Here is a 15,439-nt window from a genome sequence, read left to right on the forward strand (position 1 = left end):
GCAGGACGCGGCGGTTGTCAGTGGCGGCGGCTAGCGTCGGGACCGTGAACGCGGGGGGTGGCAGCGCGCGGGATGGCCGCGCGGGGGATGACGGGATCCGCTATCTGCGCGGCGACGCGACGGCGCCGCAGGGCGGGGGACCCAAGGTGATCGCGCACGTCTGCAACGACCTGGGCGGCTGGGGCAAGGGCTTCGTGGTGGCCCTCTCCCGGCGCTGGCCCGAGCCGGAGGCGGCGTACCGGAAGTGGCACCGGGAGCGGGCACGGAACGACTTCGGGCTGGGCGCCGTCCAGCTCGTGCCGGTCGGTCGGGCCGAGTCGCGGCTCTGGGTCGCCAACATGATCGGCCAGCGCGGCATCCGCACCGGCAGCAAGGGCGTGCCCGTGCGCTACGAGGCCGTCGAGCGGGCGCTCGTGGCGCTCGCGCCCCAGGCGCGGGAGCTGGGCGCGTCCGTCCACATGCCGCGGATCGGCTGCGGGCTGGCCGGCGGGCGGTGGGAGCGGATCGAGCCGCTGGTCCGGCACGCCCTGGTGGCCAGGGGTGTGGCGGTCACGGTCTACGACCACGACTGAGTCGGGCTTCCCGGGGCGACGCGCCGGGCTACGAGGCCCCCGTGTCGTGCCAGTGGACGAGGGCGCGGACGACCGCGCTCAGGCGGCCGTTCATCCAGGCGGTGGCCAGTGTGCCCGCGACGAAGCGTTCGGCGCGGAGGACGGAGGTCGCGGTGCGGACGGCGTCGGCCGGGGTGAGGGTGCCGTCCGTGGCGAGGAGCGGGTAGCTGAAGGCGTTCCAGTCGTAGGCCGGCCGCACCGCGCCGACCGCGTCGAGCGAGGTGGCCACCGCGCCCACCCGTGGCCCGTACACCCAGTGCCGGCCGTCCCAGCGCGCGTCGGCGTCCTGCACCGCCCAGCCGGAGGCGAACTCGCTGAGGCGGCCCCACGCGTCCGAGGCGACATCGAGGCCGGCCAGCAGCTCCGCGTCGGTCGGATCGCCCTCGTCGCCGTCGCCCACCGGCAGCGGCGCCTGCACGTCGGGGTGGAGCAGGCGGCGCATGCGCTCGTACTTCGCCGTCAGGCGGGAGCGCTTCGCCGCGTCCGGGAGCAGGGCGAGCCGCCGCGCGGCGGAGTTGCTCGCCAGGTCGGCGTCCTTGACGGTGACGGCGCCCGGGGTGGACAGGATGCGCGCGGTGTAGTCCGGGAGGGCCTCTCCCTCGCGTCGGGTGAGCGCGAGCACGATGTCCTTCGTGCGCTGCGGGAGCGCGGCCGCGGCCAGCCACTCGGCCGTCAGCACGCCGTCCTCGACGGCGTCGTGCAGCCACGCAGCCGCGATCTGCGCCTCGTCGCCGCCGTGCCGGGCCGTGCCGGCGGCGACCTCCGCCAGGTGCCCGACGTAGGGGCGGCCGGCCTTGTCGACCTGATCGGCGTGGGCGGTGCGGGCGATCGCCTCGACCTCGGCGAGGGACAGCGGCGGCGGTGCGGAGTCCTCGACCTCCGGCGTGCGCTGCGGCATCTGGTCCGGCCCCTTCCCGGTTCGGTGATCCCTACCCGTCCAGTGTGGCCCGGGGCGCGGCGGGAACGACCGGAGACACGGGCTGGAGACGAGGTGGGGGTGGCCCGTCCGCTCGCCCGCCGGCTCCCCCCGGTCAGGGTTCGGTGCCGGCGTTCGCCTGGTCGGCGGCGGAGCCGACGGCTCGCGATCAGCCGGCTCAGCGCCGGGCCAGCAGTTCGTCCGCGACCCGCAGCAACGTCTCCCGGCCCTCGATCTCCGCCGCCCAGGCCGCGGGGAGCGCCCGCTTGCCATAGGCGGCGCCGAGCAGGTTGCCGCAGACGGCACCGGTCGAGTCGCTGTCGCCCGAGTGCGTGACGGCCAGGGTCAGCGCCCGCCCCGGGCCGACCTCGGCCGCGGCCAGCAGGGCGAACACGGCGATCGCCAGGCACTCCTCCGCGATCCAGCCGAGGCCGACGCGCTCGACCGTGTCGAAGCCCGGCTCCTCCTCGGCGGCCAGCCGGACGGCTCGTTCCAGCGCGGCCACGGTCTCCCCCGCTCCGGGAAAGGCCGCTGTCTGCCTGATCGTCGCCTCGACCGCCGCACCCGGTTCGACGCCCGCGACCAGCCGCTCCACGAGCGCGGCGAACGCGCCCGCGGCGAGGTAGCCCGTGGGGTGGCCGTGCGTCAGCTGAGCGCAGTCCGAGGCGAGTCGGAACGCCCGATCGACGCCCAGGCCGAGGAGGCCGAAGGGTGCGGAGCGCATCACGGTGCCGCAGCCCTTGGAGTCGGGGTTCACCGGGCCGCGTTCGCCCGGCTGGACGGGCACGGACCCGGGCGGCCCGGCGTGCGCCTCCAGGCCGGACAGGCACGCGTTGCCCGGCGCGCGGGAGGCGTAGAGCCAGCCCTCGGCCAGCAGACCGGTCGCGTCCGGCTTCGGCGCGGCCTCGCACTGCGTGCGCAGCCAGCGGCGATAGGCGGCGTGGACGGCGGGCAGCACGGCCTCCGGCGTCGGCCGTTCGGCCAGGAGCAGGCCCTCCGCGGTGAAGAGGGTCATCTGCGTGTCGTCGGTGACCTCGGCGAGCGCGCCCAGGGGTCTCGGCAGGGAGCGCACCCCCTCCGCGCCGTGGCGGTCGAGGATTCGCTCCAGCCGCTGGAACTCCACCGGCCAGCCCAGCGCATCGCCCAACGCGCCGCCGAGCAGGCAGCCGCGCACCCGCTCGGCTGGGCACGCCGGGTCCACGTGGTCGAGGTGGTCCATGTGGTCCACGTGCTCCGTCCCGGGGGCGCCCGGTGCGTCATCCGTGCCCGGCGAGCCCGTCGAGCCCGTCGATCCCGTCGTCATGGCGTTCCCCCGTCGTCCCCGCGGCGAGCACCTCGCCCGCCTCGGTGCGACGGTAGACCACGCGCCGTCCGACGCGCTCCCCGACCACGAGTTCCGCCTCGCGCAGGACGGCGAGGTGACCGCCGACCGTGCCCAGCGAGAGGTCAAGCTCCGCCGCGAGTTCGCTGCTCGTCGCGGGTCGTGTCAGCGCGCGCAGGATCGTGGCGCGGCCTGCGCCGAGGAGCCGCGCGAGCGCGCGGTCCCGGCGGCCCCGGTCGCCCGCCGGGGCGGAGGACGGCTCGGCGCCCGGGCCGCGCGCCGGGTAGACCATCGCGTACGGGCGGCCGGGCGCCTCGCAGAGCCAGGAGCCCCGGGCGCCGGTGTAGGGGACGAACAGCATGCCGTCGGCGCCGACGACGCGGTCGGGGCCGGGCCGGTCGCTGAACCGGATCGCGTCGGCGCCGATCCAGGCGGTACGGCGGGCCATCTGTTCCAACGCGCCCGACCATCCGTACGCGGCGAGCAGGCCGGCCCGGTAGGTGACGTCGCGTTCGAGCAGCCTCCGGCGGCGGGGCCACTCGGCGGCGAGGTGGGCGTCCCAGGTCCGGCGGTAGAGCTCGGCGGTCCGGGCGGCGAAGTCACGACCGGTGAGCCAGGAGGCGACGTCGTGCTCCTCCCAGCTGGCCGCGGCCGAGAGCCGGACGCTCTCGACGACGGCCTCGTCCGGGACTTCGCGCATCAGCGCCAGCTCGTCCTCGAGACGGGTGCGCATGCCGTCGGTCGGCGGCAGGCTGACCTGATCGGGCAGGTACTTCGTGGAGCTGACCAGCCGGACCAGGCCCGCGGCGAACCGGTCGGCGGCGAGGGCCGCCCGCAGCGCGGCGTGGTGACGGGCGTGCCAGGGCGCGAGCCACGGATCGACGCACGGGCGCGCCAGCGCCATCAGCGCGCCGAGCGTCTCGGCGGCGGGCGAGAGGGCGAACCGCGAGCGGGACAGCGCGAGCGAGTCCAGGCGCAGCAGCACCATCCCCGTGCTCCCCTCTCCCGTGCGCCCTCGCCCGTGGCCGCGCCGACGCGGACGCGCGGACGTCGCCCGCTCGGCCCGCGCCGAGCTTTCGGGCGTGGGCGAAAGATTAGTGCCGTCCCGGGGCGCGAGGCAGTGTGTGGCCGGTGCCCACTCCACCCTCCACGGCCTCCCCGCTGCGTCGGGCGGCCTTCCGCTGGTTCTTCGCCGGACAGACCGTCTCCCTCCTCGGCAGCTCGATGGCGCCGGTGGCGCTGGCGTTCGCGGTGCTCGACGCCTCGGGCCGCGCGGGCGACCTCGGCATCGTGCTGGCCGCGCGGATGCTGCCGCTGCTCGGCTTCCTGCTGATCGGCGGCGCGGTCGCCGACCGACTGCCGCGCCGGGCCGTGCTCGTCGTGTCCAACCTCGGCGCGGCGCTGACCCAGGGCGCGGTCGCCGCGATGCTGCTGACCGGCCACTACACGCTGGGCACGATCGCGGGCCTGGAGTTCCTCAACGGGCTGCTCTCGGCGTTCACCACGCCGGCGTTGCGCGGTCTGGTGCCGGAGCTCGTCCCGCCCGACCAGATCCAGCGCGCGAACGCGCTGCTCGGGACGGTCCGCAACGGCAGCAGGGTGCTCGGCCCGAGCGTGTCGGGCGTTCTCGTCGTGGCGACGGGCGGCGGGGCGGCGATCGCGCTGGACGCGCTCAGCTGTCTTCTCGCCGCCGGATGGCTGGGGCGCCTCCCGTCGAACCAGGCGAGTCCCCCGGCAGCCGGGCCCGCGCGGCGCCATCTCGCCCGCGACCTGCGGGAGGGCTGGGCGGCGTTCCGCGGCACCGACTGGCTCTGGCCGGTGACCCTGGCCTTCTGCGCGGTGAATCTGGTGCAGACCGGCACGTGGCAGATCCTCGGCCCGGAGCTCACGGCACGCGCGGGATCGGCCGCGACCTGGGGCCTGCTGCTGAGCGTACGCGGCGCCGGCATGCTGCTGATGAGCAGCGTGCTCTACCGGCTGCACGTGCGACGGCTGCTGGCGTTCAGTCAACTGATGAGCGCCCTGCTCGGGTTGCCCCTGCTGGCGCTCGGCACGCGACTGCCCCTGCCGTGGCTGCTCGCCTGCGCTTTCGTCGCCGGGCTGGGTTCGTCCGTCGCGTCGATCGGTTGGGACACCTCGTTGCAGGAGCACGTCCCCCAGCGGCTGCTGTCACGGGTCGCCGCATACGACGACCTCTTCTCCTACATCGCCATCCCCGTGGGGCAGTTGTCGGTGGGACCGGCCTCCGCCGCGTTCGGGCCCTACGCCGCGACCGCAGTCTCAGGCCTGGCCTCCACGGTGTTCGCCCTCCTCCCGCTCACGCTCCGATCGGTCCGCCGACTGCCGCACGCGGGTCCCGAGCGTCGGTCGTCCGAGCCGGCTCCCCCGCTGCGGACGACCGTCGAGCCCGCCGCGGCCGCGCTCCCGGATGGGGGAGGACATGGAGCGGGACATGGAGCGGACGAACCCGCCGCCCCGGGAGCGCTCTGACCTCCCCGCGAAGCGGCCTCTCCGGGCCCGGCAGGGCTCCCACTACTGCTGGTCGCCGGTGGTGCCGGAGACGACCGGGTGGATCTGGAGGGTGCAGGCGGTGGGCTGGACCGAGGCGATGCGGGTGGAGGTCTTGGTGCCGGGCGGGGTGACCAGGACGCTGTTGTAGGTCGGGCAGGAGGTGGCGTTGCCCTCGGGCACGTCGGTCCACTCGAGCAGCGCGGAGGCGCGGCCGTGCGCGGGGACGGTGATGGTGGACGGGCCGGTCGCGCCCTGGGACAGGCCGCCGGTGAAGCCGCGCAGGGTCCGGGTGGCCTGGACGGCCTGGTTCCCGCTGGAGTCGAGGCCGGCGACGCCGGGGTAGCCGTAGAGGGTGCAGGACGTGCCGCTGACGTTGGTGAAGAGGAGGGGGACCTCCAGGTGCCCGGTGGCGGCGCCGCCCTGGCCGACGCCGACGGTGACCTGGGAACCGGTGCAGGCCGCCAGACCGCCGCCCGTCGAACCACCGGAACCGCCCGAGCCGCCCGAGCCGCCCGAGCCCCCGGTGCCGCCGGTGCCGCCGGTGGTGGAGCCGCCCGTGGTCCCGCCCGTGGCGGAGCCGGTCGTCCCGCCGGTTCCGGTGGCCTCGGTCGAACCCGTCGCGCCGGTGGAACCGTCCACGCCGGCGGATGCGGAGGCCCCGGACGACGCCGAGGTGGTCGGGCCGCCCGTGGTGCCGGTGGAGCCGCTGCAGGCGGAGAGCGTGAGACAGAGGGCCGAGGCCGCGAGTATGCCGAATGCGGAGAAGCGCGTCATGCCGGGAGGGACGGCACCCGTCCCGCCCCGGGTTGCGGGTCCCGCGTCACAGCCGCGTCCCGGCCGCGCCACCGAACCGTCCCGCGAACCGGTCCGCGAACCGGTCAATGCACCGCTCCGCGAACCGTCCCGCGCGTGCCCCCGGGCACGCCTCACGACAGCACCCGGCGCCGGAAGTTGCGCAGGCCGACGCTGAGGAAGAGCACCAGGAAGCCGATCAGCACCGGGTAGACGACCACGAGCGGCATGTGGGCCGCGTCGGTGAGGCCGGCACGCATGCCCTCGGCGATGTAGATGAGCGGGTTGACCAGGACCAGCACCTGCAACCAGTGGAAGCCGTCGACGCTCACCGCGCCCAGGCGGGTCCACTGGTAGTACGTCCCGCCCAGGAAGACCAGGGGCAGCACCACGAAGCCGAACATCAGGCCGATGTTGCGCGGCTCGAAGGTGGTCCCGAGCACCAGCCCGAGCGAGGTCATCGCCACGCACGCCAGCGGGATCAGGGTGACCACGATCCACCAGTGCACGGTCAGGTGCGCGTGCACGCCCGGCGCGTGGACGACCGCGGCGATCGGGAAGACGATCAGCGCCGAGATCAGCGCCTGCGTCGCGCCCGACAGGACGCGGGCGACCGCGACGAGCCAGATCGGGCACGGCGCCTGAACCCGGTCCTCGATCTCGCGGGTGTAGCCGAACTCCTGCGAGAGCTGGATGGCCACCGACTGGATGCCCTGGAACATGATCGAGATCGCCACCACGCCCGGCACCAGCACGGTGGCGAAGTCCGACTCCCCCGCGCGGCCGCCCGCTCCGCCGACGCCCTGGCCGATGGTGGGGAAGACGTAGAGGAAGACGAAGACCAGCAGCAGCGGCTGCATGAGCGTGCGGCCGACGAACTCCCAGAAGTTCTTGCGCAGCACGGTCAGGTCACGCCTGATCAGCGCCCGCAGCGCGGCGCGGCTCGCGGCGGCGCTCGAACGCGGGGGCCGGATCACCGCGACGGAGGGGCCGTCGCCCGCGCTGGTCACCGGAAAGGTCTCGGTCGTCATCAGTCCCGCAGCTCCTTGCCCGTGAGTCGGATGAAGACGGTCTCCAGAGTCGTCTCGGCCACGGACAGGTCCGCGACGTCGAAGCCGCCGGACTCGGCGGCCTCCAGCACCCGCGGCAGCAGCCGGTCACCGCCGTTGACCTGCAGCTCCACCCTGCCGTCGGCGACCCGGGTGCGCACCACGCCCGGGACGGTGCGCGCGAGCAGCTCCGCCAGTGCGTCACCGGGCCCGTCGGCCGCGGCCGACGGGCCCGACGCGGTCCCGGGACCGGCGCCCGCGGCGGGCTCCGGACCTGCTCCGGCCAGCTGGACCGTCACCTGCGCGTCGGCCTCGACGCCGCGCTTGAGCGCCGCCGGGGTGTCCAGCGCCAGGATCCGGCCGTGGTCGATGATGGCGACCCGGTCGCAGAGGCGGTCCGCCTCCTCCATGTTGTGGGTGGTGAGCAGGATCGTCTGCCGCTCGGCCACCAGTTCGGCCAGCACCTCCCACAGCGCGAGCCGGCTCTGCGGGTCGAGGCCGGCCGTCGGCTCGTCGAGGAAGAGCACGGCGGGCCGGTGCAGGATCGCCCTGGCCACCATGAGCCGCTGGGCCATCCCGCCGGAGAGCACGAACACGGGGTCGTCCGCGTGGCCGCTGAGACGGAAGCGCGCGAGCAACTCGTCCGCGGCGTCCCGGGCGCGGCGCGAGGTCATCCCGAACAGCAGGCCGTGGAAGTAGAGGTTCTCCCGCACGGTCAGCGACCGGTCCAGAGTGTTCTGCTGCGTCACCACCGCGATCAGCTGCTTGACCAGCGTCGAACGGGCGACGATGTCGATCCCGCCGATCAGCGCCCGGCCGCCGGTCGGGACGACGCGGGTGGTGAGCATGCCGACTGTGGTGGTCTTGCCCGCGCCGTTCGGCCCGAGCAGCCCGAAGAGCTCGCCCCGGCCCACCGCCAGGTCCAGCCCGTCCACGGCGGGGACGGACGAGCGCGGGTAGACCTTGGTCAACCCTTCCGTCCAGATCACGGTCTCGTTCGCGGTCTCGCGGCGCTGCGATGCGGTCATGCCCTCACGTCCCGTGCGGAAGCGCGCCCTCGTCCTCCAGGATGCTCCCTCCGCTCCCGCGCGGCACGACCGCGGGAAGGGGAAGGCGGCCCACCCGTGAGGGGTGGGCCGCCGAGCTGGAGCCGCAAGGCCGCACCGCAGCCGCACGGCCGTGGGCCGGCTGTCCGCTATCTGCCTGCGCCCGGAGGACGGGCGGTCTGGCGCACCACGCCCATCATGGCGGCGAGCCCGAGCAGGCAGCACACGGCACCGATGAGCACGTTGTTCCAGATGATCCCCCGCGTCGCCGTGTGGCCCACGGTCACCACCCACGGCGAGATGATCATCCAGACGCCGATCACGGCGACCACGCCGCTCATCCGGTACATCCGCTCCGGTGCGAGGGCCAGCGCCATGCCGATCACCGCCAGGGCGATGCCCACCAGCAGGTTGTTGGTCCGAAGCTCGGGGTTGCTGAAGTTGAAGTGCACCACCCAGGGCGAGATCGCCGTGTAGAGGCCGGTGAGCAGCACCAGGCCGTCCAGTGCGGTCACGCCGCGCGCCGACTCGATGCGCGCGTAGCGTTCGCGCATCTCGGCGATGTCCGGGTGTTCCGCCATATCCGCATGACGGTGGAAGAGATCAGCCACGGTTTTCGCCTTCTTCGAAGACTCGCAGCGGACTCCGGGAGGGACCCGGAGTCCCTTATGTTCCTTTTATCCTGCTTCCATCGCCCCGCCAAGGTCAACGCCCCGGTCGACCGGATTCGGCTCAGTCCGCGAAGCGCCAGCGCGTCGCGCCGTAGGGCTCCACGGTCGCGACGCCGAAGACCGTGAGGACCCGCATCCGGTACAGATGCCACGGCGGCGGGCCGGCGCTGGGCGCGTTGAACGGCGCGGTGAACCCCTCCCCCTCGACCTCGGCGGGCCACCCCGCCCCTGCGTAGACGGCCGCGAGCCGCTCCAGGGTCTCCGCGTCGGTCACCCGCGCGGCCTCGCCCTCGGCCACGACGTCGATCCCCTCCAGCCGCACCGACAACGTGCACATCGGGTTGCCGGCCAGGTTGCGCGCCTTGCGCGCGGCGGGGCCGCTGGTGAAGTACAGGCCCCCGTCGCGCCAGACCGCGCCGACGCCCGCCGCGCTCGGCCGCCCGTCCGAACGCACCGTGCCCAGGAAGGACGTCACCGCCGGGCTCGGCATGGCGCCGGCGAGCGCCGCCTCCGCCCTGCTCCACGCCAGCGGCGGATTGCCGTAACGGTCGAGGTTGGCCACCTCGACGGGTTCCCTGCCGGACATCGTCGATCACCTCTCCGGAGACGTGGCGGCCCCTGACGACGGACCGCGCCGAGTCGTCCCCCACACTCTCACCCGCCCCCGCGCCGGGGCCCGGAGGCGGTCCCCGGGCGGCCCCGGCGCGTCCCGACATCACCCGCCCGGCCCTGCGCCGACGCGGGCGTCGGCCGTACGCGGCGACCGCGCCTCGCGAGGGCGGCCCACCCGGCGGGGGTGAACCGCCCTACCGGGACCGGCCCTTGTGCCCGCGCGTTCCGCGGAGGACGCCCGGTCAGGCCGGCTCGGAGGCGAGCATGCGCTGCCGCAGGCTGAGCGGGCGCATGTCCGTCCAGACCTGGTCGATGTGGTCCAGGCAGGACTGACGGGGGCCCTTGGTGCCCTCCGCGTGCCAGCCCGCGGGCAGCTCGCGATCGGCGCGCCAGATGGAGTACTGCTCCTCGTCGTTGTGGACGACGAGGTACTCGGGTTCCTGAACGGTGGTCATGCGCTGGGCTCCTCCTCGGTCGGGTCGATGAACGGTCGCCGCGGCGACGGGGCCCAGCGTGCCCGGGGACGGGCGGGCGCGGACAGGGGCGAACACGCGGTCGGCGTCGCGGTCGTGACTGCCGGTTCTTCTCTGTCGCCGCGGTGCGCGACGACGGCAGGGTGCTTGAAGGCCGGATCCGGCCGCGGCGGACCGGGCGGACCGGCTGCCCCGACCCTCACCGCACCCACCCATGGAAGGAGTCCCGCCATGCCGTCGGACGACCCCGAGAACGTGCTGCTGCCCGGTGGGAGGTGGCGGCTGTGGGAGCACTTCGCGCTGCGCGGCCCCGGCTTCCCCGCCGAGGGCGTGCTGCGGATGGCCCCGGCCGGACTGGCCGAGGCCGCCGACAAGTTCGGCCCCGGGGACGCCCTGACCGGCCCCGAATGGGACGAGTTCAGCAAGGCCGTCGACGAGGCCGCGGTCGAGACGGCCCGCCGCCTGCAGACCATCGCCGCCACGCCGCGCTTCCGCGCCGCCGTGGCCTGGCAGAACCCGGCCGTGCTGCGCACCGGCATCGCGCCTTTCCTGAACTGGACCCCCACCGCGGCGAGCCGCACCAGCATGCCGCGTCAGCGCGAGGAGCTGGTCGCCCACTACTGGCAGCGCTTCTGCGTCAAGAACGACACCATCGGCTTCTTCGGCCCCGTCGGCTGGGGCCGTTGGGACCTCGCCACCCGTGGGGTCGAGGTCGCGCCCGGTGCGCCCGGCCAGGGATTCCTGGCGGCCTCCCGTGTGTACTTCGCCAGTTGGGGCATCGACGCGCTGGCGAAGTCGCTCGGCGAGGACCCGGAGCTGATGGCCTGGATGCCGCCCTACCGGATCTCCTTCGTGCGCGTCGTCGACAGCACGGTCCGGGTGCCGGGCCGGCCGCCGCAGCAGATCCAGCCGCTGGACCGGTCGGTGCTGGAGCTCTGCGACGGCACCCGAAGCGCAGCCGTGATCGCCGAGTCGCTGGGCGAGAGCCCGGACGCGGTGCTCGACGCGGTGCGCCGGCTGGCGCGCAAGCGCTGGGTGCGCTGGCAGGTGGACGTCCCCGCGAGCACCTACCCGGAGCAGGCGCTGCGCGCCGTGCTGGAGCGGGTCGGCGACGCCGGTCCGCGCGAGCGGGCGCTGGCCAAGCTGGACGTGCTGGAGCGCGGCCGGGACGCGGTGCAGGCCGCCGGCCTGGACGCGGACGCGCTGACCGCCGCCGTGGCCGCGCTGGAGACGGACTTCGCGGAGCTGACCGCGACCGCGGCGCAGCGCGCCAAGGGCGAGCGCACCGCGCCCTGCCGCAGCCTGGTCTACAGCGACTCGCGGCGCGCGGCGACGGCGACGCTGGGCACCGCCCTGCTGGACGAACTCGCCCCGCTGGAGCTGTGCCTGACGGCGGCCCGGTGGATGACCAACCGCTTCGCCGAGGCGATGGAGGGCCACCTGCGCGAGGCCTGGCAGCGACTGCGGGCCTGGCAGCGGCTGCGCGAGCCGAACGGTCGGCAGAGCGTCGACCTCGGCGCCCTCTGGCTGGAGTGCCTGCCCTCGCCGCACCCGATGTCCAAGACCGAGATCACCGCGATCCAGACGGAGCTGCGCGCCAAGTGGGCCCGCATCCTGGACATTCCGGCCGGTGTCCGCCGGGTGCGGCTGAGCTCGGCGGAGTTGGCCGGCCGGGTGGCGGAGGAGTTCGGCGAGGCGGGCGCCGGCTGGTCGCTGGCCCGCTACTTCAGTCCGGACCTGCTCCTGCTGGCCGAGAACGCCGACGCGGTCGCGCGCGGCGACTTCGAGCTGGTGCTCGGTGAGATGCACTGCGCCCTCAACACCATGGGCGCCTCCCTCTTCGTCCACCAGCACCCGGACCGCGAGGAGCTGCTCGCGGAGACCTCGCGGGACTTCGCGGGCCCGCGCCTGCTGCCGATGCTGGCCAAGGAGCTGCCGATCAAGTGGTCGGCACGCAGCCGTCCGTCGCTGGACCGGCCCGAGGACCACGTGGTGGCGCTGATCGACCAGACCGGCGACCCCTACCGGCCGCGCACGGTGCTCAGCGCCGACGTGGAGGTCGTCGAGGGCGAGAACGGCCGCCTCGAGGTCCTGCTTCCGGACGGCGCCCGCTACCCGCTGCTGGACGCGTACGCCAACACCCTCACCCAGAAGGTGATGGACCGGTTCACGATCCACCCGGAGGGCGACCACACGCCCCGGATCACCGTCGACAAGGTCGTGGTCGCCCGCGAGACCTGGCAGGTCCCCGTCGCCGAGCTGGCCTTCGCGGAGGAGAAGACCGAGTCCGGCCGCTTCGTCAAGGCCCGGCACTGGCAGCGCGAGCGCGAACTGCCGCGCTTCGTCTTCGTGGTCTCCCCGGCCGAGCCGCGCCCCTTCTACGTCGACTTCGACAGCCCCGTCTACCTCACCATCCTGGCGAAGGCGGCACGCCGGCTGGCCCGCAAGGACCCGGACGCCCGGCTGAAGATCAGCGAGATGCTGCCCACGCCGGAGCAGGCGTGGCTGACCGACGACGAGGGCAACGCCTACACCAGCGAGCTGCGCTTCGTGGCGGTGGACCAGACGGCCCCGGGCGTCCGGAACGGGGTGTCGTGATGCGCACCTTCGTGGACGAGATCGCGGCGCACGCCGGCGCGGACCCGGGCCGGGTGGCGCTGACCACCGAGGCCGGGGAGACGACCTACGGCGAGCTCGCCGAGCGGATCGACGCCGCCGCGCGCCTGCTGCGCGCGGCGGGCGCCGGGCCGGAGCGGGTCTGCGCGGTGGCCGTGCGCCGCGGACCGGACGCGGTGGTGGCCATGGCCGCCGTGCTGCGCGCCGGGGCGGCGTTCCTCGCGCTCGACGTCGAACAGCCGCCCGCGCGGCTGGCCGCGCTGGTGCGCAGCGGCGGCGCGGACCTGCTGCTCGCGGCCGAGCCGGACCTGGTCGCCCGGCTGGAGCTGCCGATCGACGGTCCGACGGTCCTGCTGGGCGCCGAGCCGCCGGGGGGCGGCGCCGGCGCCCGGCAGGCCGGTCCGACGGAGCCCTGCGGGCTGGCGTACGTCAGCCACACCTCCGGGACCACCGGCGAGCCGAGCGCGGTGCTGATCGAACACCGCGGCCTGGACAACTACCTCCGGTTCGTGGTCCACGACTACGGGCTGGGCCCGGACACCGTGGCCCTCCAGGTCGCGCCGCTCGGCTACGACGCCTCCATCCGCGACACGTTCGCGCCGCTGCTGGCCGGGGGCCGACTCGTGCTGCTGCCGCGCGGGGACGTGCTGCGGCCGGAGTCCTTCGGCGCGGCGGTGCGGCGGCACGACGTCAACACGCTGCTGAGCGTGACCCCGTCGTTCCTCTCCCACCTCACCGGACGCCCGGACGGCGCCGAACTCCTGGACGGCGTCGAGCTGGTGGTCTCCAGCGGGGAGTCGCTGCGCCCGTACCTGACGGCCGGAGGACGGGCCTCGGTGCGCGGCCGTCTGGTCAACCAGTACGGGCCGACCGAGTGCACGATGACCTCCACCCGGTACCCGGTGCCGGCCGAGCCGGCGACGGACGCCGACATCGTCGGCGCGCCGATCGACGGCGTCGTGGTGCGGCTGCTGGACGAGTCGCTGACGCCGGTCCCGGACGGCGGGACGGGCGAGGTGTTCATCGGCGGCGCGGGCGTCGCCCGCGGCTACCGCGACCGTCCCGGCCGCACCGCCGACCGTTTCGTGCCGGACCCGCTGGGCCCGCCCGGGGCGCGGTTGTACCGGACCGGCGATCTGGCCCGGCGCGGCCCCGAGGGGCTGTCCTACCTGGGACGCGTCGACCGGCAGATCAAGATCCGCGGCTACCGGGTGGACCCGGCCGAGATCGAGGGCGCGCTGCTGACCCACGACGCCGTCACGGGGGCGGTCGTCATCTCCGACACCGACACGCAGGGCCGAGTCTTCCTGGTGGCGCACGTCACGGGCGAGTTGGGTGAAACGTCCGATCCGGCGCTGCGGCTGCACCTCGCACGCACGCTGCCGCCGCACCTGATGCCGCGCCGCTTCGTGCGGCTGACCGCGCTGCCCACCACGCGTGGCGGCAAGACCGACCGCACCGCGCTCGCGCAGGCGGGAGCGACCAGATGACCGCCGACACCCTGCTCGCCCTCCCCCGGCCGGGACTGCTGTCCCGGCCCGGCACGGTCGACCCGGCGGAGGTGGAATACGCCGCCGCCCGGCTGGTCGACCGCGCCCGCCGCACCCCCCTGCTGCCGTTCCTCCCCGGGCTGCGCCTGAAGGCCGAACACCTGCAGCACAGCGGCTCGTTCAAGCTGCGGGGCGCGACCAACGCGGTGCTCGCACTCGGGGCCCGGTCCGTCGTCACGGGCTCCTCGGGCAACCACGGCATCGCCCTGGCCCGGCTGGCCCAGGACCTCGGCGTCGCGCTGACGGTCGTGATGGCCGGGGGCGCCAACCCGGACAAGGCAGCACTGATCCGGGCGCTCGGCGCCCGCACCGTCTCCGTGTCCGGCGGCGTCGCCGAACGCGAGGAACGGGCGCGGGAGTTGGCCGACCGCACGGGCGCGGTGCTGATCCCGTCCTCGGACCACGCCCTGGTCGTCGCCGGGCAGGGCACGGTGGGCCGGGAGATCCTGGCCGACGCCCCCGAGGTGGAGACCCTCTACGTTCCGGCCGGCGGCGGCGGACTGCTGGCCGGGGTCTGCCTGGCCGCGTGGGACCGCCCGGTGCGGGTGGTCGGCGTCGAACCCGCCGCAACGCCCCGCTACGCCCGCTCGCTCGCCGCCGGACGCCCGCTGCGGCTGCCGCCGAGCGACACGGTCGCGGACGGACTGCGCGGCCAGCAGCCGGGCGTGGTCACCTACCCGATCGTCCGCGACCGCGTCGACGCGGTGGTCGAGGTCACCGACGCGGAGATCCTGGCCGCGGTCGCCCTGCTCGCCGGGCACGGCGTCGAGGCGGAGCCCAGCGGCGCGGTGGCGGTGGCCGGGGCGCTGCGCCACCGCGGCGCAGAGCACGCCGTGGCCGTCGTCTCCGGCGGCAACACGCCCGCCGCGCTGCGCGCCGCGACGGCCCGCGTCACCAGGCTCTCCGACCTCCGGTCCTCCCGTTCGTCCGACACACCCGGCTCGTCCGGCTCTTCCCACGCGTCCCGCTCGTCCCATTCCCCGAAGGAGCAGTAGCCATGACCATCACCACCGCCTCCGGCATCAGCACCGTCGACCTGGTCGTCTCCGTCTACCAGGACGCCCTGGGGGTCCCCGGCATGGACCAGGACAGCGACTTCTTCGAGAACGGCGGCGACTCGCTCACCGCCTTCCAGATCACCAGCCGGCTCCAGGAGGCGCTGGGCGCCGAGATCCCGGTCGCGCTGGTCTTCGCCTATCCGTGCCCGGGCGAGCTGGCGGAGGTCGTCGAAGCAGACCTCGGCCAGGCGTGACCGGGCGGGCAAAGGGAGG

Annotated in this window: 15 protein-coding genes and 1 pseudogene; 6 read left to right on the forward strand and 10 right to left on the reverse strand. The window is 74.9% G+C overall.

The genetic code is table 11. The features are described 5' to 3' along the window. The first annotated feature begins 44 nt into the window (after positions 1 to 44). Entirely contained in the window at positions 45 to 572 is a 528-nt protein-coding gene (locus tag TR48_RS10650) for a macro domain-containing protein (protein ID WP_042365882.1), read from the forward strand. Between the two features lie 28 nt (positions 573 to 600). Here TR48_RS10650 and TR48_RS45365 read toward each other — a convergent pair whose 3' ends face one another. The 4 genes and pseudogenes from TR48_RS45365 to TR48_RS10665 all read right to left on the reverse strand — a co-directional run bounded on the left by TR48_RS45365 (position 601) and on the right by TR48_RS10665 (position 3,836). Beyond that, on the reverse strand, positions 601 to 1,053 hold the full coding sequence (locus TR48_RS45365; RefSeq protein WP_236652100.1) for a DUF6508 domain-containing protein: 453 nt from the start codon (positions 1,051 to 1,053) through the stop codon (positions 601 to 603). Next, positions 1,039 to 1,509: pseudogene (locus tag TR48_RS41780) on the reverse strand (HD domain-containing protein); the annotation flags it as partial. The pseudogene TR48_RS41780 and the gene TR48_RS45365, both read right to left, overlap by 15 nt. Before the next feature lie 196 nt (positions 1,510 to 1,705). Continuing rightward, a complete protein-coding gene (locus TR48_RS10660) occupies positions 1,706 to 2,830 on the reverse strand; it encodes an ADP-ribosylglycohydrolase family protein (protein WP_236652094.1) in 1,125 nt (374 codons plus the stop codon). Next, a complete protein-coding gene (locus tag TR48_RS10665) occupies positions 2,784 to 3,836 on the reverse strand; it encodes a helix-turn-helix domain-containing protein (RefSeq protein WP_042365794.1) in 1,053 nt (350 codons plus the stop codon). The genes TR48_RS10660 and TR48_RS10665 overlap by 47 nt, the downstream gene beginning before the upstream one ends. 143 nt (positions 3,837 to 3,979) lie before the next feature. On the opposite strand from TR48_RS10665, the gene TR48_RS10670 reads away from it, so the two are divergent. After that, complete coding sequence (locus tag TR48_RS10670; RefSeq protein ID WP_084729196.1) at positions 3,980 to 5,338, forward strand: MFS transporter; 1,359 nt, start codon at positions 3,980 to 3,982, stop codon at positions 5,336 to 5,338. 42 nt (positions 5,339 to 5,380) lie between these two features. Here the strand turns inward: TR48_RS10670 and TR48_RS38745 are convergent, their stop codons facing one another. The 6 genes from TR48_RS38745 to TR48_RS10700 form a co-directional block, all read right to left on the reverse strand. After that, positions 5,381 to 6,133 carry a DUF4232 domain-containing protein gene (locus TR48_RS38745; protein ID WP_052442556.1) on the reverse strand — a complete coding sequence of 251 codons (753 nt, stop codon included), beginning with the start codon at positions 6,131 to 6,133 and terminating at the stop codon, positions 5,381 to 5,383. Positions 6,134 to 6,285: 152 nt separating this feature from the next. Then, positions 6,286 to 7,182 (reverse strand): ABC transporter permease, encoded by an 897-nt coding sequence (locus TR48_RS10680; RefSeq protein ID WP_052442557.1) that lies wholly within the window; start codon positions 7,180 to 7,182, stop codon positions 6,286 to 6,288. Next, on the reverse strand, positions 7,182 to 8,228 hold the full coding sequence (locus TR48_RS10685) for an ABC transporter ATP-binding protein (protein WP_042365796.1): 1,047 nt from the start codon (positions 8,226 to 8,228) through the stop codon (positions 7,182 to 7,184). The genes TR48_RS10680 and TR48_RS10685 overlap by 1 nt, the downstream gene beginning before the upstream one ends. A 167-nt stretch (positions 8,229 to 8,395) precedes the next feature. Further along, positions 8,396 to 8,857, reverse strand: a complete 462-nt coding sequence (locus TR48_RS10690; protein ID WP_174501685.1) for an SPW repeat protein — start codon at positions 8,855 to 8,857, stop codon at positions 8,396 to 8,398. 121 nt (positions 8,858 to 8,978) lie between these two features. Next, the gene (locus TR48_RS10695; protein ID WP_042365799.1) at positions 8,979 to 9,503 is read right to left on the reverse strand and encodes a pyridoxamine 5'-phosphate oxidase family protein; all 525 of its coding nucleotides are present in this window, start codon (positions 9,501 to 9,503) and stop codon (positions 8,979 to 8,981) included. Between the two features lie 268 nt (positions 9,504 to 9,771). Beyond that, positions 9,772 to 9,984, reverse strand: a complete 213-nt coding sequence (locus TR48_RS10700; RefSeq protein WP_042365800.1) for an MbtH family protein — start codon at positions 9,982 to 9,984, stop codon at positions 9,772 to 9,774. Between the two features lie 249 nt (positions 9,985 to 10,233). Here TR48_RS10700 and TR48_RS10705 point away from each other — a divergent pair, with 249 nt between their 5' ends. Genes TR48_RS10705 through TR48_RS10720 form a run of 4 tightly spaced genes read left to right on the forward strand, consistent with a single transcriptional unit; the run spans position 10,234 to position 15,420 of the window. Then, on the forward strand, positions 10,234 to 12,600 hold the full coding sequence (locus tag TR48_RS10705) for a lantibiotic dehydratase (RefSeq protein WP_042365801.1): 2,367 nt from the start codon (positions 10,234 to 10,236) through the stop codon (positions 12,598 to 12,600). After that, a complete protein-coding gene (locus TR48_RS10710; protein ID WP_042365803.1) occupies positions 12,600 to 14,108 on the forward strand; it encodes an amino acid adenylation domain-containing protein in 1,509 nt (502 codons plus the stop codon). The genes TR48_RS10705 and TR48_RS10710 overlap by 1 nt, the downstream gene beginning before the upstream one ends. Continuing rightward, positions 14,105 to 15,163, forward strand: a complete 1,059-nt coding sequence (locus TR48_RS10715; RefSeq protein WP_063770962.1) for a threonine ammonia-lyase — start codon at positions 14,105 to 14,107, stop codon at positions 15,161 to 15,163. Before TR48_RS10710 ends, TR48_RS10715 begins: the two co-directional genes overlap by 4 nt. 2 nt (positions 15,164 to 15,165) lie before the next feature. Further along, positions 15,166 to 15,420, forward strand: coding sequence for a phosphopantetheine-binding protein (locus tag TR48_RS10720; RefSeq protein WP_042365805.1), 255 nt, complete (start codon positions 15,166 to 15,168; stop codon positions 15,418 to 15,420). Positions 15,421 to 15,439 lie beyond the last annotated feature (19 nt).

Origin of the sequence: Streptacidiphilus neutrinimicus, from assembly GCF_000787815.1 — a bacterium.
GTDB lineage: Bacteria > Actinomycetota > Actinomycetes > Streptomycetales > Streptomycetaceae > Streptacidiphilus > Streptacidiphilus neutrinimicus.